The sequence below is a fragment of the Lacticaseibacillus thailandensis DSM 22698 = JCM 13996 genome (assembly GCF_001312865.1).
Taxonomy (GTDB): Bacteria; Bacillota; Bacilli; order Lactobacillales; family Lactobacillaceae; genus Lacticaseibacillus; species Lacticaseibacillus thailandensis.
Genome location: NZ_BBER01000006.1, coordinates 1 through 25,730, shown reverse-complemented (window position 1 = coordinate 25,730; position 25,730 = coordinate 1). Strand labels below are relative to the sequence as shown.

Here is a 25,730-nt window from a genome sequence, read left to right as displayed (position 1 = left end):
CACGCGCCCACACCGGTTATTGTTGCTGAATCAGGGTGCTGATCACCTGGCGTTGCACCGGGGTGGTCAGTTGGTTTTGCCGGCGGACCAACGACACGGTGAACAGTGGTTGGTCGACATCGGTGAGGTGGATCAGCTGGAGGTTGTCTTCCGGGGTGATTGCGAGATCGGTCAGGAGGGCGATACCCACATCCTGGCGGACCATGTTTTTGATTAGGTTCACGTCGTCGCTCCGAAATACGATTCGTTGCCGTACGCCAGCGCTGTGGTTGAGCACGCGGAAGGCTTGTGCGTGTACGTACTGTTCGCCGAGTGCGACGAACGGTTCCCCGACCAGGTTGGCAAAAGTGGTACGCCCATCGCGGCCAATGTGGCGTTGGGGCGCGGCAATAATGGTAAACGGGCGGGCAAAGAGCTGCTCTACCTGCAGGTCTTTGGCTGCCAGGGGGCCGACGCTGCCGAGTAGGGCCATGTCCAGCTCACCCTCGCGCAGACGCTTGAGCAGGTTGCCCGATCCCCCCTCAACGGTGCGCAAGTGTCCATGGTGCCCGTTTGGACCAGCGTGGGAATGAACTGCGGAAAGTAATAATTACCAATGATGGGTGGTAACCCCAAACGGACGGTGGTCTCTTGGAGGGCCTCGAGATCCTTTTGGGTTTGGGTCAGCTCGCTTAAAATGCTAAGCGCGTGTGTGGCTAGTTGCGCCCCGGCTTTGGTCACGGACAGCGTGTTGTGACTACGATCACGGTGGATCAGCTCGACCCCGTACTCCTCCTCGAGGCGTTTTAATGAGAGGGAAACGGTCGGTTGGCTCACATGAAAAAAATTTGGCCACTGCGGAAAAATTTTTTAATTTCACTAGTTGTACAAAATATTCGAAGTCGCGTGTGTTCATTCAAAAGGCCGTCCTTTCAGGGGTTATCGCCGCTCATATAAAAACATTTTATCACGGCTGGATGGTTTGACTATAATTTTTTTTGCGTGCCGTATGCTGTTCCTCGTTAACAAATGACAACAAGCGTTCCATTAACCAACTAAACGAGGAGGAACCATTTATGACACTCACTGCACAGCAAATTATCAACAACCCCTTCCTGAACAAGGGTACGGCCTTTACTAAGGCAGAACGTGATCGTTACGGTTTGAACGGGGTGTTACCACCAGCCGTTCAGACGTTGGACCAGCAGGTAGCGCAGGCATACGCCCAGTATTCACAGAAGCCTTCCGCACTTGAAAAGCGGATCTTCCTGATGGATATCTTCAACCACAACCACGTATTGTTCTACGCGTTGTTTGGTCAGCACGTGGCCGAATTCATGCCAATCGTCTACGACCCAACGATTGCGGATACGATTGAAAACTATAGCGCCCTGTTCATTGACCCTCAGAACGCCACGTACTTGTCCATTGAGGACCAGGACCACATTGAGGACGCATTGAAGGCCAGTGCAGACGGCCGCGACATTCGCCTGATCGTGGTAACCGACGCTGAAGGAATTCTGGGTATTGGTGACTGGGGTACGCAGGGTGTCGACATCGCCGTTGGTAAGTTGATGGTGTACACCGCCGCGGCTGGGATTGACCCAAGCCAAGTACTGCCAGTTGTTCTTGACGCTGGTACGAACAACGAATCGTTGCTGAACGATGACCTCTACCTGGGTCTGCGGAAGCAGCGGGTGTACGGCGATGAGTACCACGCCTTCGTTGACAAGTTCGTGGACACGGCCCGGACGCTTTTCCCCAAGTTGTACCTGCACTTTGAAGACTTTGGCCGGAGCAACGCCGCTGACATTCTGGACCAGTACAAGGACCAGTTAACGACGTTTAACGATGATATCCAGGGTACTGGCATCATCGTGCTGGCTGGTATTCTCGGCGCCCTCAACATCTCAAAGCAAAAGATGACCGACCAGGTCTACATGAGCTTTGGTGCTGGGACGGCCGGTGCGGGTATTACGCAGCGAATCTACGAAGAATTCCTCCAGCAGGGAATGTCTGAGGACGAAGCCCGCAAGCACTTCTACCTGGTCGACAAGCAGGGGTTGCTTTTTGACGACATGGCTGACCTGACGCCACAGCAGCGGCCATTTGCACGTAGCCGCAGCGAATTTGCTAATGCCGATGAGCTGACTAGTCTGGCCGCCGCCGTCAAGGCCGTGCACCCGACGATTCTGGTTGGTACGAGTACCGTTCCGGGTACGTTTACTGAAGAAGTGGTGACGGAAATGGCCGCACACACTGACCGCCCAATCATCTTCCCGTTGAGCAACCCGACTAAGTTGCGGAAGCCAAGGCGGAAGACTTGATCAAGTGGACTGATGGCCGTGCCCTAGTTGCCACCGGGATTCCGGCGGCTGACGTTGAGTACAAGGGTGTCACTTACGCTATTGGCCAGGCCAACAACGCGTTGGTTTACCCAGGTTTGGGTTTGGGCACCATTGCTGCGACCAGCAAGCTGCTGACTGACGGTATGATCTCGGCCGCCGCGCACAGTCTGGGTGGCATTGTCGACCCAGATCAGGCCGGTGCCGCTGTATTGCCACCAGTTAAGCAGCTAGCTAAGTTTAGCCAGACGGTGGCTAACGCCGTTGCCCAGGAAGCCCTGGATGAAGGCCTCAACGAGGACCCAATTACGGATGCTAAGCAAGCCGTTGCGGATGCCAAGTGGGAACCTGAATACAAGGAACTGAACATCTAACTACCGTTCAGGCCCCCGCTTTGCCGGAGGCCGCAGTAGGGTTACATTATCGTTAATAAGTCACGGCCACGCGCCGTGATTGAGGGAGGATTACATGACTGCATTAGCAACATCAATCCAAAGCGTCCTCACCATCCTGTTGATTATTGCCCTGGGCTACATGCTCCAGCGCAAGGGGTGGTTCCCGGATTCATTTGGTGGTACCGTATCAAACTTACTGATGAAGGTGGCACTGCCCGCCTCAATCTTCATTTCCGTTTTGGAACGACTGACGCTCGACAAACTAATTAGTTTGGCTAGTGGCCTGGTTTACGGCTTTATCGCCGTGGCTATTGGTTACTTGATTGCGTTTGCCCTGGTGAAGATTCTGCACGTGCGTGCGGGTCGGCGGGGGATGTTCATTAACATGTTCGTCAACGCCAACACGATCTTTATCGGTTTGCCCCTGAACTTGGCCCTCTTCGGGAACAAGTCCATGGCTTACTTCCTGATTTACTACGTGGTCAACACCGTGTCCACGTGGACGCTGGGTGCCTTCCTGATGGCTCAGGACGACCCAACTCGCGTCAAGGGGAGTGCCGAAAAGGGTAACTTCAACTGGAAGAAATTGCTGCCAGCACCGTTAGTCGGTTTCCTGGTTGCCCTCGTCTTCTTGTTGTTGCGGATCGACGTGCCGAACATCGGCTGGTTGAGCTTTGCAACCAACACGTTGGACTACGTTGGTAACTTGGTCACGCCACTGTCCCTGATTTACATTGGGATCGTGTTGGCCAAAGCCGGTTTGGGTAGCATTCACTTTGACCGTGACAGCATTTTTGCCTTGCTTGGTCGCTTTATCTTGGCCCCAGCCGTGATGTTTGCCATCATCATGATTGGTGGCGGCATGGTTGGCGGCATGCCAAGCATGGAGCACAGACTTTGATCGTACAGGCTGCTGCACCTGGTCTGGCCGTACTCCCAATTTTAGCTGAGCAGGCCCACGGTGACGTTAAGTACGCCACAAACGTGGTTACGACCTCGACCGTTCTGTTTGTCATTGTCATTCCTATCCTGATGGTTCTCATTCAGGGTATCTAGAGAACAGTTAAATATAATTATTGATCCCACCCGCCACGCACGGGTGGGATTTTTGGTTTGCACACGCTACATTGAATTGTTTTCACGCTGGTGGGCGGTAAAAACTGGTAAAATGGGACGTAAAGTTGTTGCAATAACGTCAACGGAGGGACCGGCATGATTCACGGATTAGGTGTGGACATCACGGATATCGCGCGCGTCGTGCAAGCACAGACGCGTAACGACCACTTTGCGGTCAAGGTGCTAACACCTGCTGAACTGGCGCAGTTCCAGGCGTATGCCGGTCAACGCGCCTGGGAGTACCTGGCGGGCCGGTTTTCGGCCAAAGAGGCGTACAGTAAGGCGTACGGGACTGGCATCGGTACCGTGGCTGGCAGGATATTGAGATTATTGATAACGACCACGGGCGGCCCCGCGTGACGGGGCCCTTCCCGGGGCGTGCACACGTATCGATCAGTCACACGCACGATTTGGTGATGACTGAAGTGATTTTGGAGGAAGACAAGTAATGGCAGTGATTGGAACGCATCGGCCCACCAAGGCTTGATCGATGAAGGGGCTATCGCCCACAACGTCCGTGGGGAGGTCCAACGTTTGGACGACCACACCGAGTTGTTTGCGGTCATCAAAGCGGATGCGTATGGTCACGGACTCTTGCGCGTGGCGCGTGTGGCGGCTGCAGCTGGTGCCCGGGGTTTTTGTGTAGCCATTCTCGACGAAGCGCTAGCCCTGCGCGCGGCGGGCTTTACCCAGCCCATTTTGGTACTGGGCGTCGTATCACCGGAGTATGCCGCACTGGCGGCCACCAACCACGTCGCGGTTCCACTCGTGGATGCGGACTGGTTGACGGCAGCCCAACCCTACCTGGACGCACAGCACCCCTTGGCGGTCCACGTCGCGCTGGATACGGGGATGGGGCGTATTGGTTTTCGTGAGGTCACCACTCTACAACGGGTACTGGCCACCGTTGAGCAGACCGCCGGCATTCAGGTGAATGGGGTGTTTACCCACTTTGCTACAGCTGATGACCCGGATACCAGCTACTTCCAGCAGCAGGTTGTTCGCTTCCAAGAGCTCATGCAGGCCTTTCGCGTGCGGCCACGCTACGTCCATGTGTCTAACACCGCGACGAGCCTGTGGCACGCGCCTGCAACGGCAACATGGTCCGCTTTGGCGTGGGTATCTACGGCCTGAACCTTCAGGACGGGCAATTGACACCACGCCGTACCCATTACAACCAGCAATGAGCGTGGTGTCTGCACTGGTCCAGTGCAAGCAAATTCATGCGGGTGACGCTATTTCCTACGGTGCCACCTACCGGGCCGCGGGCGACGAGTGGATCGGTACGGTACCAATGGGTTATGCCGACGGGTGGCCGCGGCGGATGCAGGGCTTCCACGTACTGGTCGATGGGCAGGAATGTCCTATCGTCGGACGGGTCTGCATGGACCAGTTCATGGTCCGCTTGCCGCGTGCCTATGCCGCGGGTACCAAAGTCACGCTGGTCGGGCGGGACGGGGAAGCCGTCATTACGTTACAGGACGTGGCGGATTATGCCGGCACGATTCATTACGAGATTGCGTGTGGTATTGGTGCCCGCGTGCCCCGAATCACGGTCAACGCGGTCAATTAGAAAATTTTGTACTTGCCGGACACACTATTTTTAACGGTGCATTACTGCATTTTTTTTGTAAAATGTGCTACCGTTATGGGTACGAGGAAAATGCGACTGGGGGAGTTACACCATGAGTGATTATCAGGATCAGCTTTCTGTTAGCATGGATGCCGCGATGGAAGAAAAAAATCGAGTCTTACTGCGAGCTTAATGACGTTGATATGCAAACGGCAGTTCATGAAGCTTTGAATGAATTCATCAACATGCACGGTGAAGAAATTGCGCAACTAATTGCGGGCTACCGGGCAATGGGTAACTTGAACGAGGAGATTTGTGACGAGTTTACCGCTTGTGAAGCGGAGGCCTATTCACACTTCTGTTAAATGTTGGGGTGAGGTATGGCAGAAAAAGTAAAGCGCGGCGATGTGTTCTTCGCTGATCTGTCACCCGTTGTGGGGTCAGAACAGGGTGGAATGCGGCCAGTATTAGTGATTCAGAATAATGTGGGGAACCACTATAGCCCGACGGTAATTGTGGCGGCGATCACGAGCCGCATCTCGAAGCCCAAGATGCCGACCCACGTGGGTTTGGTTGGTGGTAAGGACGGCATTGAGCGTGATTCCGTAGTGTTGCTAGAGCAAATTCGGACAATCGATAAGCAGCGGTTGCGGGACCGGATCGCCACGTTACCAGACGACAAGATGAAGCAGGTGGACGAAGCGCTGGGCGTATCGGTCGCGTTAAGACCGATGCACCCCGCCGGCAAGCGGCGTAATAATCATAGCGTTAAGGTCCAGCGCCATTAAGAGTGTGGTTTTACATATTACATAAGGCTCAGGCCACAAAGGCCGGTGACAATGGTCGCCGGCTATTTGTTACCCGTCAGCGTGGTGTGCTGATAACTTTGGCCGAAATTGCTCATGGTAGGTAGTGCCCGCGATTGTGTATGTATGGTATGATAGAAACCGATTAGATTTCGCTTAGAAAAAAAGGGGCCGCAAGTGATCCCGGGAGGTTCGTTATGCTCATTAAGTCATTGGTGAAGAAAAAGGAATTTTTGACGACCGTTAAGGAAACCGTCACCCTGGAGGAGGCCCTGAAGGTCCTGGAAGACTCCGGTTTTCGGTGTGTGCCGATTCTCGATGAAACGGGGACCATTTTCCGCGGTAACATTTACAAAATGCACATTTACCGCCACAAGAGTCAGGGGGGTGACATGTCGTTACCAGTCACGCACCTGCTCAAGAACGCGACCAAGACCATTCCAGTCAACGCGCCGTTTTTCAAGGTCTTCTTTAACATCAAGGACTTGCCGTACATTGCCGTCCTTGACGAATCGGCTAACTTTTACGGTATTCTGACCCACACGGCTTTACTGAACATGCTGTCCGACGCTTGGAACATTAGCGTGGGTTCATACGTACTGACGGTGGCTAGTTCCGACGAGCGGGGCGACCTGGCCGTGATGAGCAAGATCATCTCGAAGTACGTGTCTATTGCTGGGTGCTTGACCCTGGACGCTAAGCGCGGTGAGTACGTGCGGCGGACGCTGTTCACGCTACCTGCCGGGACGGACGAAACGACGGTCAATGAGATCGTGCAGCGGCTCGAGCGGAAGCACTTTAAGGTCGTTGAGATCGACAACCTCCAGAGCGGCCAGTTGATGCGGGTCGACGAAGGTGAATAAGCATTATTGATAGTGTGTAGCTACAACGCAGGCGTTGGTCACTTCGGTGGCCGGCGCCTTTTGTTGTGATCAGCGGGGGGCGGAAGGCATCCATGCTAGTGGGCCGAGGTTGGCAGACCAAACAAAAACTCCGCGTCGGGAGACACGGAGTTGGGTGCTGCTATTAGTTGATTAGAAGACGATGACCGGAGTACCCACCGCGACAGCCGCGTAGAGCTTCGGCATGAATGATGGCGGGTTATTGATACACCCGTTGCTACCGTGGGACAGGTACCAATCCCCACCGAACTTCGGCTGCCACGGGGCGTCATGTAGGCCGACCCCAGTGTAGTCAATTGGCATCCAGTATTTAACCGGCGTGGCGTAGTTCTCACCGCTTTGACCCACCCCACGGAGGGTTGCGTTAGTCTGCTTGGACCAAACAAAATCGACGCCGACTGGTGACGCGTCGCCGGCACTAGGCTTACCCGAAACGATGTCGGAATCCAGTGCTAGCTTACCATCCTTGTAGTAGTACTCGTGCTGGTTTTGGAGGTCGACTTCGACGTAGGTGTTGCCAATATCAGTGCCGTCAGCGTGGTAGCCAGAACCGCTGGTAATAGCCTTCACCGTGAAGTCCTTACCCGCCTTGATGTGCTTAACGACTTCGTCGGCGGTCCGGGTTTGCTGAATCGACCAGCCATACGTCCCCCCGGGAACCTTGACCGTGCCACGCTTTGTGGAGTTAAAGGTGCGTTCCTTACCGTACGTATCGTACTTAGCACCCATCGACTTCACAAAGTTTTTCACGCCGTTCGCGTCGACCGTGATTGCACCGTGGTTGTAACCTAACCACTGGTAAAGGTCATCTTTGGTAATCGTCTCACTGTGGTTTTCAACGGTGACCCGCCCAGTTTCCTGCGCGAGCTTTGCCAGTTGGGTCTTCGCCTTGGTAAACTGAGCTGACCGGGTGGTCACGGCTGGTTTGATGTAGGTTTGGTTCAGTTGCACCGTCTGTTTGTCAGCGCGAATTGCGCGGACAATGGTGCTGTCCAATTTGTTCACGTCAAACTGGTTACCGTAAACTTCCTTGCTGACCTGCAGGCCCGACTTGTTGAACGACATGTTGGCGTCTTTGGACGCACGCCGGTGGCCGTTCTCTTTGGTTGCCAAAGCTTTGGTGTAGGCGTGTAGCTGCTTGGTGTTGATGACGGGGTCGACTTTGGCACTGGTGCCACCTAGCCCCAGCGCGTGACCTAACCAAGCCCACTGGTTCTGTTGCTGATCCAGGGAGGATAACGTCTTAGTAAAGGAACGGCGGATGCCGAGGTCGGTACCACTGGCCGTAGCAACGGTCTTCTTGCCGTCGTTTAGTTTATATTTCAGTGCGCTAAACCGCTTAGTTAAGGTACGGTTGGCTTCAGCTTCCGTCTGTCCGCTGATTTTGACGCCCAGAACGTTGGTATGGGGGAGGTAACGGTGACTATAGTGCACGGCCACGCCACCATAAATGCCGGCCAGAATAACGACTGCTGCCGCAATACCAACGGTTAACTTCTTCTTTGAATTCACCGGTGAAACTCCTTCCACGTGGGCTTAGCAACGAGCGGGTCCACGCATGTGTACTCGAAACGATTGGATAAGGATAACAGAAACGGTCGTCTAAATCCATTGTTACAAAAATATTACATTCCCCAGTATACTGTTTTACACAGTTTTTTTCAACATGTTGGGGCTATTTTAATAACTTGGGCAGCGGAAAGTACTGGGTTACGGGAGCACGGCGAGGGGCGCAGTCAGCGTACTGTTCGTCCTGCTTTCTCACCGTGCGGCTCCACTCTCTAAAAAAAAGGCCCCGAGCATCCGCTCGGGGCCTTTGATCCATTAGTAATAATGAAATTACTGACGGAACTTAATGTCGGACTTGGAGAAGGCGCCATCGATGATCTTCTTCAACTGGTCGGAAGAAGCCTTCATGGACTTTTCTTCATCGTCGGACAGTGGGAGTTCAATGATCTGTTCAAGACCGTTGCGGCCGATAACGGCTGGCGTCCCGATGTAGACATCGTTGATACCGTACTGGCCGTCCATGTAAACAGACAGTGGCAGTACAGCACTCTCGTCGTTCAAGATAGCCTTCGTGATACGGGTTGCGGCAGTGCCGACACCGTAGTACGTAGCACCCTTCAAGTTGATGATGGTGTAAGCAGCATCACGAACGTTTTCGAACAGCTTGTTCAGCTTGTCCTGAGTCAATTCTGGGTGGGCCTTAGTGTATTCGGCAACGGTCAGACCACCGATAGTGGTGTGGCTCCATGCAGCGAATTCAGTGTCACCGTGTTCACCCAAGATAAAGCCGTGGACGTTGCGTGCGTCAACCTTAGCTTCATCAGCCAAAGCCTGACGGAAACGAGCAGTGTCCAAGGAAGTACCGGAACCGATAACCTTTTCCTTAGGGAAGCCGGAAATCTTCCAGGTAGCGTAAGTCAAAATGTCAACTGGGTTGGCAACGACTACGAAGATACCCTTGAAACCAGATTCAACAACTGGTTCGACAACGGCGTTGATGATGCCCAGGTTCTTGTTAACCAAGTCAAGACGGGTCTCGCCTGGCTTCTGAGGGGCACCGGAAGTGATTACAACGATGTCTGCATCTTTGCAGTCGCTGTAGTCAGCGGAGTAAATCTTCTTCGGTGCCGTGTATGGGAGGCGTCGGAGAGGTCAATTGCGTCACCCTTCGTCTTGTCCTTCACAATATCAATAATCCCAAGTTCTTGTGCAACGCCCTGCTGGACCATTGCGAATGCGTAACTGGAACCAACGGCCCCGTCACCAATCAGAATAACCTTCTGGTGCTTAGCAGCTTCTGCCACGGTAGTATCATCCTTTCTGAAATAACCTTATACAATACAGCACTGATTATAGCATATCTAGTATTCTCCGTGCACAAAGATTCGCTGTGGAAGTAAGCGTTCTGCATAGATATACCATGACTATTGGTGTGATTGACGGTGTAGGGGCATGACTAATATTTGGTTTACTGCCACCAAGCCGGTACGGAGACAGGTCATACAAGCAAGCTGTGCTGAAACTGAGCGTTACCCTATGCCATGGTGCATGGCTATTTCACGGTGGTGACGGCCACAACGCGGTGGGTGTACTAAGTTACAGCGACAACGGTCATCGTGGCGTGGTTCACCAAGCCGTCGCAGCGCGGACATCCACCACCCACCTTTGTAGATAAGTACTGGTGTGGTCGTCGCATGAAGCGTGGCCGCCGATGTGGTACAATTGGCGTACGATTACGGGGAGGCTCTATCTGCCCGTTTTTTTGCGTGTGGTGCTAAATGGTTTGGCACCACGATGATGACTAAATGTCGATTGATGCGGGGGATAAAATGAAGATGGTTATTGGCCTGGGCAATCCAGGCAAAAAGTATGCGGGTACCAAGCACAACGTGGGTTTCATGGTGGTCGATGAGTTAGCAAGGCACCTAAACCTGCACCTGAATAAGTTGGAACACGACGCGGTGACGGCCAGTACCCGTATTGGCGGTGAGCGCGTATTGCTCGCGGAGCCCCAGACCTTCATGAACGAGTCCGGCCGGGCCGTCAAGCAGCTCATGCACTTCTACAAGTTGGTACCTGAAGACATTATCGTGGTGCAGGATGACCTGGACATGCCGGTCGGCAAGTTACGGCTGCGGGCCAAAGGCTCTGCCGGCGGGCACAACGGATTAAGGATATTATCAGCAACATTGGCACTAGCGACTTTGCCCGTGTCAAGATCGGCATCGCCACCCGACCCAGACAACGGTAGTGGACTGGGTATTGACCCCATTCACCGGTGATAATGCTGCCGTAGTGGGTCAAGCACAAGACCTCGCCGTGTCCTTACTGTACGACTGGTTGCGGGGTGAGGAACTGCCAGAGTTGATGAATAAGTATAACTGAGTGTCTGCGGACAACAGTTATCAGTATTAACGCCACACCGTCATGGTGCGCGCAAGGATGAGTTCTAATTATGGATAAAACAAGTTTAACCGCGTTATTCGCGGATGCACCCGAGTTGCAGCAGTGGTGGCCCCAGTTAGTGAAGGGTCGGCACCTGCTGACTGGGCTCACAGGCTCAGCTAAGACCCTGCTAATTGAGGCCGCCGTCACCCGGGTGGGCCACCCGTTATTGGTGGTGGCAAATGACCGTAATCACGCCGAGGAGTTGGTAGCCGATTTAGGCAACCGACTCGCGGCGTCTTTGTTGTACCAATTTGCAGTTGATGACGTCCTTAGCTTGGAGGCCGCTAATACTTCCTTGGATGAACGGAACGACCGGATCGCCGCACTTAACTTCCTGGTCAGTGACCAACCCGGCGTGGTGGTCACCACGTTGGCTGGGTTACGGCGCCTATTGCCACCGGTCGCGGACTGGCAACAGGCCGGTGTGACGATCAAACCCGATAGTGAAGTGGATCCCGCCGCTTTGGCGACGCAACTAGTGCTAGTGGCTACCGGCGTGACACCTTGGTCAGCGCTCCCGGGCAGTTTGCCGTGCGTGGTGGCATTATCGACGTGTACCCCCTGGACCGGGATAACCCGGTCCGCATTGAGTTGTTTGACACTGAAGTAGACTCCATGCGGGAGTTTGATGCTGACACTCAGCGCAGTTTGGATAACGTGGACCAGGTAACGTTACCGCCAGCTAACGATATGCTAGCCGACCAGGAGCGTTTGAACAATACGGCCGACCGGATGCAGCGGGCGGTCGACCTCACGGATACCGCGCGTAGTGCTAGCCCCAAAGCCAGCAACGACGGGGACGCTCCGGACGCCAACGCGGCGTTTGTGCAACGGGCGGGGCACCTCATTGCCGACCTGCGTGAGGGCATTGTCGATGGTAACCTCGCTAATTATGCGGCGGCATTGTACCCGGAACAGACGACCATCCTGAATTATTTACCGGCGCGGTCGGTCATGTTCTTTGACGATTACCCGCGGCTACTGGATACCGACGCCACGATGGTGGATGGTTACAGTCAGGACGTCCCCGGCGGTGAATTAATGCCGGCGATGCGCCCCTTACCCGAACTGGAAAAGGCGGACAAGCACACGCACGTGCTGCTGTCACTGTTTCAAAAGGGTATGGGTAACTTGCGGCTGTCGAGCATGACCAACATCGCGACCCGTAACGTTCAGCAGTTCTTCAGCCAAATGCCACTCTTCAAGACAGAGGCGGACCGCTGGGCCAAACAGGGACAGACCGTGGTGGTACTGGTAAACGATCAACGCCGGGCCGAGAAGACTGCCGAGACGATGCACGACTTTGAGATTGACGCTAGCATTGCTAGCCCCAAGCGGCTCTTGCTCGGCCGGTTACAAATTATCGTCGGCAACTTGGAGGCCGGCTTTGAGCTGCCGAGTCAGCACCTCGTCGTGATCAGCGAGCACGACCTGTTTAACGCCAAGCGGGTGCGCAAGGCGCGGCACCAAACGCTGGCCAACGCCGAACGACTCAAGAGCTACAACGAACTGCATCCTGGCGATTACGTGGTGCACGTCAACCACGGGATTGGCCAGTACCAAGGCCTCCAGACGTTGACGGTCGATGGGGTGCACCGGGACTATCTGACCATTAATTACCGGGATAACGGGCAACTGTTTATCCCGGTGGACCAGTTGAACCTGGTACAAAAGTACGTGTCGGCCGAGGGCAAAACCCCACACGTCAACAAACTAGGCGGGACCGAATGGGCTAAAACCAAGCGGCGGGTGGCAGCCAAGATCGAGGATATCGCTAACGACCTGATTGACCTGTACGCCGCCCGCCAGGCGGAGCGCGGCTTTGCCTTCCCACCGGATGACGATTTGCAAAGTGACTTTGAGGCTGAGTTTCCGTATCCAGAAACTCCGGACCAAATTCGGAGTGTCAAAGAAATTAAGCGGGACATGGAACGTGACCGCCCGATGGACCGGCTACTGGTCGGGGACGTGGGCTTCGGGAAGACCGAAGTGGCGTTGCGGGCCGCCTTCAAAGCCGTGGAAGCAGGTAAGCAAGTAGCATTGCTGGTACCGACGACCATTTTGGCCCAGCAGCACTTTGATACGATGACCGACCGCTTTAGTGATTTTCCGGTCAGTATCGGCATGCTATCGCGATTCCGGACGGCGGCCCAGAACCGGGCCACCATTGCCGGTCTGGAAGATGGTACGATCGACATCGTGGTCGGCACGCACCGGTTGCTCAGTAAGGACGTGCACTACAAGGACCTCGGTCTGCTAATTGTGGATGAAGAGCAGCGGTTTGGGGTCAAGCACAAGGAGCGCATCAAGCAGCTACGTTCCAACATTGACGTCTTGACCCTGACGGCCACGCCAATTCCGCGCACGCTGAACATGTCGATGCTCGGGGTGCGTGACCTGTCCGTCATCGAAACGCCCCCAACTAACCGGTACCCCATCCAAACCTTCGTGATGGAGCAGGACGCGGGGGCGGTGCGTAGCGCAATTACGCGTGAACTGGATCGTGGCGGGCAGGTCTTCTACCTGCACAACCGGGTGGAAGATATTGAACGGACGGTCTCCGAACTGGAAGTTTTGGTACCCGAGGCGCGGATTGTTTATGCTCATGGCCAGATGAGTGAGTCGCAACTGGAGTCGGTCATTTACGATTTCATGCGCGGCGAAGGTGACATTTTGGTCACGACCACCATCATTGAAACGGGGGTCGACATGCCCAACGTTAACACCCTCATTATTGAAGACGCCGACCATTACGGGCTGGCGCAACTGTACCAACTGCGCGGCCGGGTCGGCCGGTCCAGCCGGGTGGCGTACGCCTACTTCATGTACCGGCGGAACAAAGTACTGACTGAGGTCGCCGAGAAGCGGTTGTCGGCCATCCGTGACTTTACGGAGTTAGGGAGCGGGTTCAAAATTGCGATGCGTGACCTGTCCATTCGTGGGGCCGGCAACTTGCTGGGTGCGCAGCAACACGGTTCATTGACTCCGTGGGGTATGATTTGTACACCCAGATGCTCAAGGAAGCCGTGGCACGTAAGCGGGGTCAAGCTCCTGCTGACCGGCGTACCAACGCGGAGGTCTCGTTGACCGTGGAAGCTTACTTGCCCGGTGATTATATCGAAGATAACCGACAGAAAGTCGAACTCTACAAACGCGTCCGTGAAACCGCAAACGAGGAGCAGGAGCGCGAATTAGAGGATGACCTGATCGACCGCTTCGGTGACTACCCGCAGCCGGTCACTAACTTGATTCGCATTGCGCGACTCAAGCGACTGGCTGATGCGGCGCTGGTGGATAAAATCCACCAGCAGGAACAGAAACTCTTTGTAACGATGAGTAAGGTGGCCACCACCCAATTGGCTGGTGAACCCATCTTTGCGGCGCTGGGGGCCACTAAACTCCGGGCAACCGTCGCGGAAACGGAGGGCCGGCTGGTCGTCACCCTCACGATCCCGCGGGGCATGAAGACGGACGAGTGGTTGACTGAACTTGAACATTTCGTGACCAAGCTAGGTGCCATGAGGACGGGCAAATGAATCGGGCGCACAGCAAGCGCCTGATGCATGGCGCCTGGATTCTGAGTGTGGCCGGGCTCATTGCTAAAGTGTTGAGCGCGGTCTACCGGGTGCCGTACCAGAACCTGGTCGGCAACACCGGCTTCTACGTGTACCAGCAAATCTACCCGCTGTACGGAATCATCATGACCATGGCGTTGACTGCGGGCCCGGTGTTTGTGGCCAAGGTAGCCATTACCAGTCCGGATTTGACCACGCGGCACCAGACGTTGCGGCGTCTCACTGGCGTGCTGGCTGGGTTTGGGCTGGTGATCTTTCTGGGCAACTTTGCCGGCGCCACCACGATTGCGCGGTGGATGGGGGATGCCCAACTGGCCCCGCTCATCCGCGTGGTCGGGTGCATGGGTCTGACCCTGCCGTTGCTGGCAGTCGGGCGGGGCTATTTTCAGGCTAACTACAGTATGGTGGAAACGGCCTGGAGCCAAGTAGTTGAGCAGGTCGTGCGGGTGGCCGTTATCATTCTGGTGGCCGTTGTGGCTGTCCGTGCTTCGTGGTCGCACTACCGCACAGGGACCTGGGCCATGACCGGCGGTGTGTTCGGCGCGGTGGCGGCAACCATCATTATCGGTGGTAGTTGGCTGCGACAGCGGCATACGCCTAGCACGGGAATTAACCGCGTGCTTGGTCACGACGCGGGTCCATCCTGGCGTCACTTGGTATGGCAGACACTAACTGAGGGTGGAGCGCTGGTCCTTTACGCCGCTATCCTGTTGATTCTACAGTTGGTGGATAGTTTTACCGTGGCCAAGGCTTTGGTGCGGTCCGGAGTGCCAGTGGCCCTCGCTGAGAACCTGAAGGGCATCTACGATCGCGGCCAGCCCATGGTGCAGTTAGGACTGGTCATCGCCACTGCGTTGACGCAAAGCCTGTTGCCACCCTGAGTGGGGCGCACCAGCGGCATGCGGAGCACACCTTTGTCCGTACTGGTACGGTCCTCGTTCACCTCAGCGTGGCGGTGTCGCTGCTGGCGACGGTGGGGTTGTGCGTAGAGATGCCGTTGATCAACCGGGGCCTGTTCGGCGATACCGATGGAACGCTGGTGTTGCAGGTGTACATGTTGATCATTGCCGTGACCGCGGCGATTAATGCCTGCGCCAGTATCCTGCAAAGTCAGGACATGGTGCGGGTGCCGACCATTGCTATTCTGGCAGGCGTGGTGGTCAAAGTTGCACTTAACGGTGCGGCGGTGCGGCGCTGGCACACGGTGGGTGCATCTTGGACCACGGTGATCAGCCTCGGCGTCACGCTGCTAGTCATTTACCTGACGCTCGATCCACTCATTCGCCGGCGCATCTGGGCCCACGGTTTCGGCTGGCGGCTATTGGTTGTGGCTGCGGGTATGGGCGTGATTGTGGGCATGGGCGTCCATGTGGTACCCGTCACGGGCCGGGCGGTGGCGATACTCCTAGCGGTCTTGTGGGCCGGTATCGGTGTGCTGGTCGCGGGGGCGCTGGCCGTTTGGACCGGGCTGTTTAGTCACCGGGAAGTTTTGGCGTTGCCCGTTGGCGCTCACATTTTACGAATTACTAAATATTTTCACAAAGGAGAATAAAATGCGCTTAGATAAATTTTTGAAGGTGTCCCGCATTATTAAGCGGCGCACGGTTGCAAAGGAAATTGCCGATAAGGGCCGCATCCAGGTGAACGACCGCGTGGCAAAGTCGAGCACCGATGTATCCGTTGGCGATACGCTGACGATTGGCTTTGGGAACAAAACCTTGGTGGTTCGCGTTGATGAGCTCGTTGATACGACCAAGAAGAACGATGCGGAGAGTATGTACACGATTTTGGACCAGCGGACGCCTGCAAAGTAGCGGTGCGTTTGGTGGGTAGATTTGTTATACTCAAGTCATTGAAACCCGAAAATTGACCAGTAGTACCACGAAATTGAGGAGAGGAACAGCACGATGGCGAAAGCTCAGATCAGCCATTTGGATAACGCGTACACGCGTGCCCAGCAGGTCGAACGCGACCAGCAGGCGGCGCGTGATCGGCGGCGCCGAATTCACCGGCGGCGACGCGTTATTTTAGTGGCATTGCTGGTGCTAGTGCTGGTTGGTGGTGGCGTGCAACTATGGCGCGTACACCAGCAACAGGTCCGCGTTGAACAACGTGTCGCCACGGCCAAGCGCCAGTTGCACCGCGTCACGACCAAGCAGAAGAATTTGCGGATCCAGGTCAACGAACTGAACAACGCTGATTACCTCGAAAAGCTGATTCGTGCTAAGTACTACATGTCAAAGTCGGGTGAAACCATTTTTAATATTCCGGATAGTGATGACAGCATTCCGGGTGATAAGTAAAGCGGGTATTCCGAGGAGGAAATCATTTTTTTTATGTCAGTTGCAGTAGGTGCACAATTAAGCGGTAAGGTCACTGGTATTACCAAGTTTGGGGCGTTTGTGGATCTCGGCGATGGCCAAACCGGTCTGGTGCACATTTCTGAGGTTGCGGACACGTTCGTGCAGGACGTCCACGACTTTGTGAGTGTTGGCGATACGGTCAACGTGAAGGTACTTTCGGTGGATGGCAACAAGATCGGTTTGTCGATCCGGAAGGCCAGCGGCAACGAAGCGCTGGCGACCGAACACGCCGCGACCATCAAGCAGGAAGCTGAACGTCACCATGAACATGAACGCGCACACGGTGATGGTGGTCGGCCACACGTTGGTCACGGAGCACCGCATAATGGTGGCGGTCGGAACGTGGCTGGCCGCGGTGGTCGCCCAGCGGGACATCACGAACATGGTGGCAAGGAAGGGTTTGACGACCTGTTGTCTGACTTCCTCAAGGAAAGTGAGCAGCGGCTCTCGACCATCCGGCGCAACACAGAAGGTAAACGCGGCGGTCGCGGTGGCCGGCGCAGTTAAGTTCTGGTAATTAAAGGCCCGATTGGCGCAACCTTGGATGTGGTTGGCACAATCGGGCCTTTATTTGGCGAAGGGGGAATTGGTGGTGCAACTCAATACGGCGGGGATGATGCGAATGCTAGCCCCCTTTGGTTTACCGCGGGGCACGCGCGTACTCGTGGCGGTCTCCGGTGGTGCCGACTCGATGGCCTTGTTAACGTTATTGGCGCAGAGTGCGGACACGAGTGGCCTACAGGTCGGCGTGGTCCACATCAATCACCAATTGCGCCCGAGCGCTGGGCGCGAGGCAGCTTTGGTTCAAGCCTATGCCCAGCAGCTTGACGTGCCCTGTACCGTGGTGGCATGGCCAGTCGCCGCGCATCCCGCCAACGGGGTGGAGGCAGCCGCCCGGGCGTTTCGGTACACCACGTTTGCTCGGGTCGCCCAGAATGAGCGGTATCCGTTGTTGATGACGGCTCACAACCTTGATGACCAGGCCGAGACCGTGTTGTTTCGGCTGGCCCGTTCGGGGAGTGTGCGGGGCGTAAGTGGCATTCCCGCTGATACGGTTCAGTACGGGCTGCGTGTGGTACGGCCACTATTGTCGGTGCACAAAGCAGCGTTACAGGCTTACTGTGAGCAACAAGGAATCACTTTTGTTCATGACGAAAGCAACGACGACACGCGGTACTCGCGCAACTATTTGCGTCACACCGTGCTCCCACTTTTGCGTGACCGGTGGCCCGACACGGACCGCCACTTTGCCCGCCTGGCGACGGAGTTGACGGGGTTGCGGACCTTAGCTGATGTGACACTGCGTCATTTGTCAGGAAAAGTCAGACTAAAGTCGGATGAGTTTACCTGGCAAAATGTCCAGAATGAATCCACAACAGTTCAAAAACTGCTACTGCAGCACCTGCTAACACGGTGGTACCCCCCCATCAGTGAACGCCAAGTCCTAGCAGTACTGAATGCGTTGACTAGTCCTGATGGCCGGCAACGGATCGTTACGCTTAGTCCTCAGCTGGCCCTGGTCGTGCAGCACGGGCAGGTGCGGCGCCAACCGCGCGGCGCGGATGTGCAGGCTGCGGACGTGGTGCTGACGGCCCTTGACCGTTGGGTTTCCGGTGTGGGCGGTGCGTGGGCACTACTGACGCAGCGGCCGGTCGCGGGGGACCACGTGCTGGCGACCGCCACTGGTTGGCCACTACCAGTCACCGTGCGTCACCGTCAACCGGGTGACTGGGTGCGCTTAGCCCGCGGACAACACCAAAAACTCGGGCGCCTGTTAACAAATAACCACGTACCTGTGGTTGTGCGCGATCACTTGTGGGTCGCCGCCCGGGGACACGAGGTGCTATGGGTCGAAAATACGCGCCCAGGGCAATTGTTTCATGCCGGGCAAACTGCTAAAATCAAGGCACAGTTAGTTTTCCGACCGGACGACGGGGGTAGCAGGGATGAATTCTGATATATTAAAAGTTTTGTATTCAGCACAGGACATCAAGGCCACGGTGCAACGACTCGCGACCACCGTGCATAAGGACTATGCTGACGTTAAGCCACTGTGCGTCTGTGTACTGAAGGGTGCGGTTATCTTCATGACGGATTTCATCCGTGCCTATGATGACTACTTAGAAATTGATTTTATGGACGTATCCAGCTATTACGGTGGCACAACTTCAAGTGGCGACGTACGGATCGACAAGGACCTCGACACCAGCGTTAAGGGTCGTGACGTCATCATCGTTGAGGACATTGTGGATACCGGAACGACGCTTAAAGCCTTGAAGGAGTTGTTGGCACACCGTGGGGCGAAGTCAGTAAAAATTGTGGCTTTGCTCGACAAGCCAACGGGCCGGACGGTCGACGTTAAGGCGGATTACGTGGGTCAAACGGTGCCGGGTGAGTTTTTGGTTGGCTACGGCCTGGATTACAACGGTCTGTACCGCAATTTACCGTACATTGGTGTATTAAAACCAGAAGTGTATAAGTAGTCATGGGCAGTACCAGGCATTGTGTGGTATTCTCGTATATAGTTTGAAATTTAGCTTTCTAATGAAGTATTTGCTGGAGGTTGTGCATGAATAACAAAAAGACCGGCCTGTTCAGCAGCACGCTCACGTACATTGTGTTGTTCCTGCTGCTGGTTGGAGGGTTCGGATACTATATGCGTGGCGACAGCGGTGGTACCACAAAGTCACTGACTACCAGTCAGTTTGTGACCGCGCTGCAAAAGAACAAGGTGAAGGAATTCTCCATTCAGCCAAGCGGCGGGGTATACAAGGTCTCGGGTTCGTACCGTAAGTCGAAGACCACCAAGCAGAAGAGTACTGGTCTGCTGGGTGAATCGAAGACGGAGTCGGTCACAGGCTTTACGACGCGTATCCCGGACAACGACAGTACAATCAAAAAGATTGACGCGTTGGCCGCCAAGCATAACATTAAAAATTCAACCGATGAGGAGTCCCAGACGAGTGCGTGGGTCAGCTTGCTGATTACCGTCGTGCCACTGGTACTGATGATGGTCATCTTCTACATGATGATGAACCAAGGTGCACAGGGCGGTGGCAACCGCATGATGAGCTTTGGTAAGTCACGGGCTAAGCAGTCGGATAAGAGTGCCAACAAGGTGCGGTTCTCCGACGTTGCCGGTGCTGAAGAAGAAAAGCAGGAACTGGTCGAAGTCGTCGAGTTCCTGAAGGATCCGAAGAAGTTCCTTAAGTTAGGTGCCCGTATTCCGTCGGGTGTGCTACTTGAGGGCCCGCCTGGTACTGGTAAAACGTTACTGGCCAAAGCCGTAGCTGGTGAAGCGGGTGTGCCGTTCTTCTCCATTTCTGGTTCTGACTTTGTTGAAATGTTTGTCGGTGTTGGTGCTTCGCGTGTTCGTGACCTGTTTGATGAGGCCAAGAAGAAGGCGCCAGCGATCATCTTCATTGATGAAATTGATGCCGTTGGGCGCCAACGTGGTGCCGGCATGGGCGGCGGTCATGATGAACGTGAACAAACCCTGAACCAGTTGCTGGTTGAAATGGACGGGTTTACTGGTAATGAAGGTGTCATCGTCATGGCGGCGACCAACCGTGCTGATGTGTTGGACCCGGCTTTGCTCCGCCCTGGCCGTTTTGACCGGAAGATTCTGGTCGGCCAGCCGGACGTTAAGGGTCGTGAAGCGATCCTGAAGGTCCACGCCAAGAACAAGCCGTTTGCTGACGACGTTGATCTGAAGACCATCGCTAAGCAGACGCCTGGGTTTGTGGGTGCCGACTTGGAAAACCTGCTGAACGAAGGGGCACTGGTTGCTGCTCGTCGCGGGAAGACCAAGATTGACGCTAGCGACTTGGATGAAGCCGAAGACCGGGTTATTGCCGGGCCGGCCAAGCGTGACCGGGTCATTCAGCCAAAGGAACGGACCCAGGTTGCGTACCACGAAGCCGGGCATGCGATTATCGGCTTGGTACTATCCGATTCGCGGACGGTGCGGAAGGTAACCATCATTCCACGTGGGCAAGCTGGTGGTTATGCCATCATGTTGCCCAAGGATGACCAATTCTTACTAAGCAAGAAGGACCTCAACGAACAGATCGTTGGTTTGATGGGTGGCCGGACTGCTGAAGAAATCATCTTTAACACCGAGAGTACGGGTGCATCCAATGACTTTGAACAAGCCACGCAGATTGCCCGGGCGATGGTTACGAAGTACGGGATGTCTGACAAGTTGGGCACGGTTGCTCTGGAGAAGGAAAGTCAGCAGGCCATGTATGGCGCTGGCGCCGGTTATTCTGGGCAGACGGCTAACGAAATCGACGCTGAGGTGCGGCGGATCATTGATGAAGCGCACCAGCAGGCACATGACATCATTGAAGCACACCGTGAGCAGCATAAGGTGATTGCGGAAGCCTTGCTGAAGTACGAGACGTTGAATGAAGAGCAGATCCTGAGCCTCTTCAAGACGGGCAAGATGCCGGAGACCAAGTCTGAATTTCCAAGTGAAAAGGCGGCTACCTATGAGGAAGCCAAGAAGGCCTTGGAGCAGAAGGAAGCTTCACGTCAGGAGTCAGAGGAGTCAGCGCACAGTAGCGCGGCGGCCACAACCCCGGATGTGGCGGATAACACGAGTGCTAGTTCCACGAGTGCTACGTCAATGGCGGACAGTGAGTCGTCGAATGATGACCACCAGCCGCCAACGGCATAGTGATATGAGTGAAGGTCGGATCCTTACGGGTTCGACCTTTTTTTGGTGGCTTGGGTGCGGTCGACTACGGCTACCGCAGAGTTGTGTTATGCTGTTAGGCAGATAAATTGACAAGGAGTAAACAACCATGAGTGACTATTTAGTACGGGCAGTAACCGCCGACGGGATGTTCCGTCTCTTTGCGGTCGACGCGACCGCCACGGTCGGTGAAGCGCAACGGCGTCACGACACGTGGAGCGCCTCCTCAGCAGCTTTGGGTCGGGCCCTCATCGGTACCGGTCTGCTGTCTGCGGCTGAACTCAAAAACGACCACGACCTGATGACGGTACGGATCAAGGGTGATGGCCCCGCTGGTAGTATCGTCGTTGATGGTACCAGCCACGGTACGGTGCGGGGTTACATCCAAGAACCGCACGTGCACCTGCCGTTGAATGTGGTGGGCAAAATTGACGTGGCTCGCGCGGTCGGCAAGCGCGGGGTGCTAGCCGTGACGAAGTACCTCGATGGCGGTGCCCCGTTTACCGGGCAGGTGCCATTAACTTCCGGTGAACTGGGGAGCGACTTCACGTATTATCTGGCCAAGTCGGAACAGATTCCTGCCTCTGTGGGGGTATCCGTCTTTGTTAACGCTGATAACTCAATTGAGGTTGCTGGCGGCTTCCTCGTTGAGGCACTGCCGGGCGCGACTGATCAGGCGTTAGCTGATCTGGAAACGAACATCAAAACGTTGCCGTTAGTCTCGGAGATGCTGAAGTCCGGGCTGACGCCAGAAGAAATTCTGGACCGCATCGTCAACGGACGGAAGTTGATGGTGCTGGGCCAAGATGACTTTGCCTTCAAATGCAATTGCAGTAAGGAGCGCTTCGGCAAAGCGTTGCGCACGCTCAAGCCCACCGAGTTGCAGGCCATGATTGACGAAAACGATGGTGCGGAGACCGTCTGCAAGTTCTGTGGCGAGCGTTACCAGTTTAGCGCGGACGAGTTGCGCGCCATGTTGCCATAAGTTGTGGTGTTATTCGTGACCGTGGTACACTAGGCGACAGACAAAAAGTTAGTGAAATATTTGAGGTGAAAAATATTGAGTAGTTGGTTTATTGGGGACGTTGAGATCCCTAACCAGGTAGTGGTGGCCCCAATGGCCGGAATCACGAATGCGGCCTTCCGGGTGACGGCCAAGGAGTTTGGTGCTGGTCTGGTGGTCTGCGAAATGATCAGTGACCGGGGCATCCAGTACAAGAACAAGAAGACCCTGAGCATGATGTTTGTTGATCCGCACGAGCATCCCGTCTCCATTCAGGTGTTTGGAGGGACCAAAGACACGTTGGTCAACGCCGCTAAGTTCATTGACGAGAATACGAGTGCGGACATCATTGACATCAACATGGGTTGCCCGGTGCCCAAGGTGACCAAGACGGATGCAGGGGCTCACTGGCTGCTGGATCCCGACAAGGTCTACGAGATGCTCGACGCGGTCGTGCATAACGTGCACAAGCCGGTGACGGTCAAGATGCGCACTGGCTGGGATAAGGACCACGTGTACGCGGTGGAGAACGCCAAGGCTGCACAGGCTGCTGGTGTGTCCGCGCTCGCCATGCACGGTCGGACCCGCAAGCAATTGTATTCCGGGCACGCTGACTGGGATATTTTGGCCAAGGTTGCTAGCGTGCTGGACATTCCGTTCATGGGTAACGGCGATGTGCGGACTCCGCAAGATGCTAAGCGCATGATTGATGAAGTCGGTGCGGATGCGGTGATGATTGGCCGCGCGGCTTTGGGTAATCCATGGTTGCTGGGTCAGGTACGGACTTACCTGGACACGGGAGAGTTACTGCCAGAACCAACGCCGGCTGAAAAAAATCAGTATTGCCGAGAAGGAATTGCACCGGTTGGTCGAGTTGAAGACGGAAAAAGTCGCGGTACCAGAATTCCGGAAGCAGGCGGCTTACTTCCTAAAGGGGATTCCGCGGTCATCGCGGACGAAGGCCGCCGTCATGTCAGTGAACACGGAGGCTGAAGTCGATTCGATTTTGGACGAGTTCGTGGCTGGCTTAGCAGCACGTCCGGTATTGCGGTAGATGAGAATGAGGCAACTTGGCCGTGGTCGGGTTGCTTTTTTTACTGCAAAATTGGCAAGATACAAGGGTATGTGAATTGAACGGAGGAAATAGTGTTGGCAGATAAGCAGAAAAAGCAACCGCAACAGCAGCCATCGATGAATGACCAGATGCGTGTACGCCGGGAAAAGATGCAGGCGCTGCGCGATGCAGGTATTGATCCCTTTGGTCACCGGTTTGACCGGACGCACACTGCTGGGCAGTTACACGACCAGTTTGGTGAGCTCGACAAGGACGAACTTAACGACCGCCACATTGACGTGGTGATTGCCGGACGCATGATGTCGAAGCGGGGCAAGGGTAAGGTCGGCTTTGCGGACATCCACGACCGGACAGGCAAGATCCAGATTTATGTGCGGAAGGATATGGTCGGCGACGAGAACTACCAAATCTTCAAGAAGTCGGATTTGGGCGATATCTTGGGGGTTGCTGGTGATGTAATCAAGACGGATATGGGGGAACTCACGGTCCGCGCCAGTCACGTGACTTTCCTGACTAAGGCTTTGCGGCCGATGCCTGACAAGTACCATGGGTTGACCGATGTTGAGGCTAAGTACCGGCAACGGTACCTGGACTTGATTGCCAACCGCGACAGCTTTGACCGGTTCGTCAAACGCACCAAGATTGTTAGTGCTGTGCGCGAGTACTTGGATCAGAACGGTTTCTTGGAAGTAGAAACGCCAGTGCTGCATAACCAAGCTGGTGGTGCCAACGCCCGTCCGTTTATCACGCACCACAATGCTTTGGATATTGACCTGTACATGCGGATTGCTTTGGAATTGCACCTGAAGCGGCTGATTGTGGGCGGCATGGAACGCGTCTACGAAATTGGTCGGGTGTTCCGGAACGAAGGGGTCGACACGAAGCACAACCCTGAATTTACGGAACTAGAAACTTATGCCGCTTTCTGGGATCTCGGTGACGTGATGGACGAAACTGAGGGTATTTTCCGGTACGTAGCGCAAAAGGTATTGGGTTCTGGCAAGATCACCTATCAGGGTCAGGATATTGATTTGGACGCACCGTTCCAGCGGGTACACATGGTCGATGCGATTAAGGCTAAGACGGGGATTGATTTCTGGCAGCCGATGACGCAGGAGCAAGCGCAACAGTTAGCCCAGGAGCACCACGTGAAGGTTGAACCGTACTGGAAGGTGGGGCACATCATTAATGCGTTCTTTGAAGAGTTTGTTGAGGATACGTTGGTACAGCCAACCTTCATTTATGGCCATCCAATTGAAATTTCGCCATTGGCCAAGAAGGACGAAAAGGATCCGCGGTTTACGCAACGGTTTGAATTATTCATTGATGGCAATGAGTATGGTAATGCGTTTACCGAGTTGAACGATCCAATTGACCAACGGCAACGTTTCGAAGCGCAGGCCGCCGAGAAGTCCGCTGGTAATGATGAAGCACAGCCGATTGATGAAGACTTTATTGAAGCACTCGAGTATGGCATGCCGCCTACTGGTGGTCTTGGCATTGGGATTGACCGGTTAGTGATGCTGCTAACGGATGCGGCGTCTATCCGTGACGTCTTGCTCTTTCCAACGTTGCGTCCATAAGGACTGCCATTACATTTAAAAAAAATCGCAAAAACGCCACAAGTTTTTCTGTAGCGTTTTTTTTGTGGCCAAATCCAGCTCAAGAGGGACATGACACCGAATTTTTTTTGTTTGAAAGACGAACTCAATAACAGTAAATTGCGAGAAAAGTTCGTGAAAATGTGAGCGCAATTGTGTAGCTAGCGGCACGGCGCACGATTTTGTCTTGACGGTTTTGTGACGAGTTGGTACACTATTTAAGTCGTCAGGTGATACGGCGTTCGCCAAGAGCGGCGCGGGTTACATCAACAAGTGATTATAAAAAGTTGTTGACAGCGACTTTGCCTGATGATAAGATATTGAAGTTGCGTTGAGCAACT

The 25,730-nt window shown here is 54.8% G+C and carries 16 protein-coding genes and 8 pseudogenes; 20 read left to right on the top strand and 4 right to left on the bottom strand.

Features of this window, described 5'->3' with window-relative positions:
• Positions 1-16: 16 nt before the first annotated feature.
• On the bottom strand, positions 17-535 hold the full coding sequence (locus tag JCM13996_RS08125) for a LysR substrate-binding domain-containing protein (protein ID WP_082383894.1): 519 nt from the start codon (positions 533-535) through the stop codon (positions 17-19).
• Complete coding sequence (locus JCM13996_RS12965; protein WP_082383893.1) at positions 421-816, bottom strand: LysR family transcriptional regulator; 396 nt, start codon at positions 814-816, stop codon at positions 421-423. The genes JCM13996_RS08125 and JCM13996_RS12965 overlap by 115 nt, the downstream gene beginning before the upstream one ends.
• 239 nt (positions 817-1,055) lie before the next feature.
• Between JCM13996_RS12965 and JCM13996_RS08120 the strand changes: the two are divergent.
• The 7 genes and pseudogenes from JCM13996_RS08120 (at position 1,056) to cbpA (ending at position 7,077) form a co-directional block, all read left to right on the top strand.
• Positions 1,056-2,698, top strand: a pseudogene (locus tag JCM13996_RS08120) (malolactic enzyme).
• Positions 2,699-2,792: 94 nt separating this feature from the next.
• A pseudogene (locus JCM13996_RS08115) lies at positions 2,793-3,775 on the top strand (AEC family transporter).
• Between the two features lie 156 nt (positions 3,776-3,931).
• Positions 3,932-4,284, top strand: a pseudogene (gene acpS, locus JCM13996_RS08110) (holo-ACP synthase).
• Positions 4,284-5,408 (top strand): annotated as a pseudogene (gene alr / locus JCM13996_RS08105) (alanine racemase). Before acpS ends, alr begins: the two co-directional pseudogenes overlap by 1 nt.
• A 203-nt stretch (positions 5,409-5,611) precedes the next feature.
• Positions 5,612-5,773 (top strand): hypothetical protein, encoded by a 162-nt coding sequence (locus JCM13996_RS08100; RefSeq protein WP_225353546.1) that lies wholly within the window; start codon positions 5,612-5,614, stop codon positions 5,771-5,773.
• A gap of 15 nt (positions 5,774-5,788) precedes the next feature.
• On the top strand, positions 5,789-6,196 hold the full coding sequence (locus JCM13996_RS08095; RefSeq protein ID WP_054750749.1) for a type II toxin-antitoxin system PemK/MazF family toxin: 408 nt from the start codon (positions 5,789-5,791) through the stop codon (positions 6,194-6,196).
• Between the two features lie 215 nt (positions 6,197-6,411).
• The gene (cbpA, locus tag JCM13996_RS08090; protein ID WP_054750748.1) at positions 6,412-7,077 is read left to right on the top strand and encodes a cyclic di-AMP binding protein CbpA; all 666 of its coding nucleotides are present in this window, start codon (positions 6,412-6,414) and stop codon (positions 7,075-7,077) included.
• A gap of 171 nt (positions 7,078-7,248) precedes the next feature.
• On the opposite strand, the gene JCM13996_RS08085 is transcribed toward cbpA, so the two are convergent.
• The gene (locus tag JCM13996_RS08085; protein WP_054750747.1) at positions 7,249-8,628 is read right to left on the bottom strand and encodes a L,D-transpeptidase family protein; all 1,380 of its coding nucleotides are present in this window, start codon (positions 8,626-8,628) and stop codon (positions 7,249-7,251) included.
• A gap of 327 nt (positions 8,629-8,955) precedes the next feature.
• A pseudogene (locus JCM13996_RS08080) lies at positions 8,956-9,929 on the bottom strand (L-lactate dehydrogenase).
• A gap of 525 nt (positions 9,930-10,454) precedes the next feature.
• Between JCM13996_RS08080 and pth the strand changes: the two are divergent.
• The 13 genes and pseudogenes from pth to lysS all read left to right on the top strand — a co-directional run bounded on the left by pth (position 10,455) and on the right by lysS (position 25,371).
• Positions 10,455-11,010: pseudogene (gene pth / locus JCM13996_RS08075) on the top strand (aminoacyl-tRNA hydrolase).
• 70 nt (positions 11,011-11,080) lie between these two features.
• Positions 11,081-14,609, top strand: a pseudogene (gene mfd / locus JCM13996_RS08070) (transcription-repair coupling factor).
• Positions 14,606-15,529: an oligosaccharide flippase family protein gene (locus JCM13996_RS08065; protein ID WP_054750746.1), complete on the top strand. Its 924-nt coding sequence runs from the start codon at positions 14,606-14,608 to the stop codon at positions 15,527-15,529. The pseudogene mfd and the gene JCM13996_RS08065 overlap by 4 nt, the downstream one beginning before the upstream one ends.
• A gap of 110 nt (positions 15,530-15,639) precedes the next feature.
• A complete protein-coding gene (locus JCM13996_RS08060; RefSeq protein WP_054750745.1) occupies positions 15,640-16,200 on the top strand; it encodes an MATE family efflux transporter in 561 nt (186 codons plus the stop codon).
• A 1-nt stretch (position 16,201) separates the two neighbouring features.
• Positions 16,202-16,462 carry an RNA-binding S4 domain-containing protein gene (locus JCM13996_RS08055; RefSeq protein ID WP_054750744.1) on the top strand — a complete coding sequence of 87 codons (261 nt, stop codon included), beginning with the start codon at positions 16,202-16,204 and terminating at the stop codon, positions 16,460-16,462.
• Between the two features lie 93 nt (positions 16,463-16,555).
• The gene (locus JCM13996_RS08050; protein ID WP_054750743.1) at positions 16,556-16,951 is read left to right on the top strand and encodes an FtsB family cell division protein; all 396 of its coding nucleotides are present in this window, start codon (positions 16,556-16,558) and stop codon (positions 16,949-16,951) included.
• Positions 16,952-16,984: 33 nt separating this feature from the next.
• Entirely contained in the window at positions 16,985-17,518 is a 534-nt protein-coding gene (locus tag JCM13996_RS08045; protein WP_054750742.1) for a S1 domain-containing RNA-binding protein, read from the top strand.
• 85 nt (positions 17,519-17,603) lie between these two features.
• A complete protein-coding gene (tilS, locus tag JCM13996_RS08040; protein WP_056969752.1) occupies positions 17,604-18,968 on the top strand; it encodes a tRNA lysidine(34) synthetase TilS in 1,365 nt (454 codons plus the stop codon).
• Positions 18,958-19,494 carry a hypoxanthine phosphoribosyltransferase gene (gene hpt / locus JCM13996_RS08035; protein ID WP_054750740.1) on the top strand — a complete coding sequence of 179 codons (537 nt, stop codon included), beginning with the start codon at positions 18,958-18,960 and terminating at the stop codon, positions 19,492-19,494. The genes tilS and hpt overlap by 11 nt, the downstream gene beginning before the upstream one ends.
• Positions 19,495-19,580: 86 nt before the next feature.
• Positions 19,581-21,692, top strand: a complete 2,112-nt coding sequence (gene ftsH / locus JCM13996_RS08030; protein WP_054750739.1) for an ATP-dependent zinc metalloprotease FtsH — start codon at positions 19,581-19,583, stop codon at positions 21,690-21,692.
• A 127-nt stretch (positions 21,693-21,819) separates the two neighbouring features.
• On the top strand, positions 21,820-22,695 hold the full coding sequence (gene hslO, locus JCM13996_RS08025) for an Hsp33 family molecular chaperone HslO (protein WP_054750738.1): 876 nt from the start codon (positions 21,820-21,822) through the stop codon (positions 22,693-22,695).
• Between the two features lie 132 nt (positions 22,696-22,827).
• Positions 22,828-23,767: pseudogene (gene dusB, locus JCM13996_RS08020) on the top strand (tRNA dihydrouridine synthase DusB).
• Between the two features lie 137 nt (positions 23,768-23,904).
• Positions 23,905-25,371, top strand: a complete 1,467-nt coding sequence (gene lysS / locus JCM13996_RS08015; protein ID WP_054750778.1) for a lysine--tRNA ligase — start codon at positions 23,905-23,907, stop codon at positions 25,369-25,371.
• Positions 25,372-25,730: the final 359 nt, after the last annotated feature.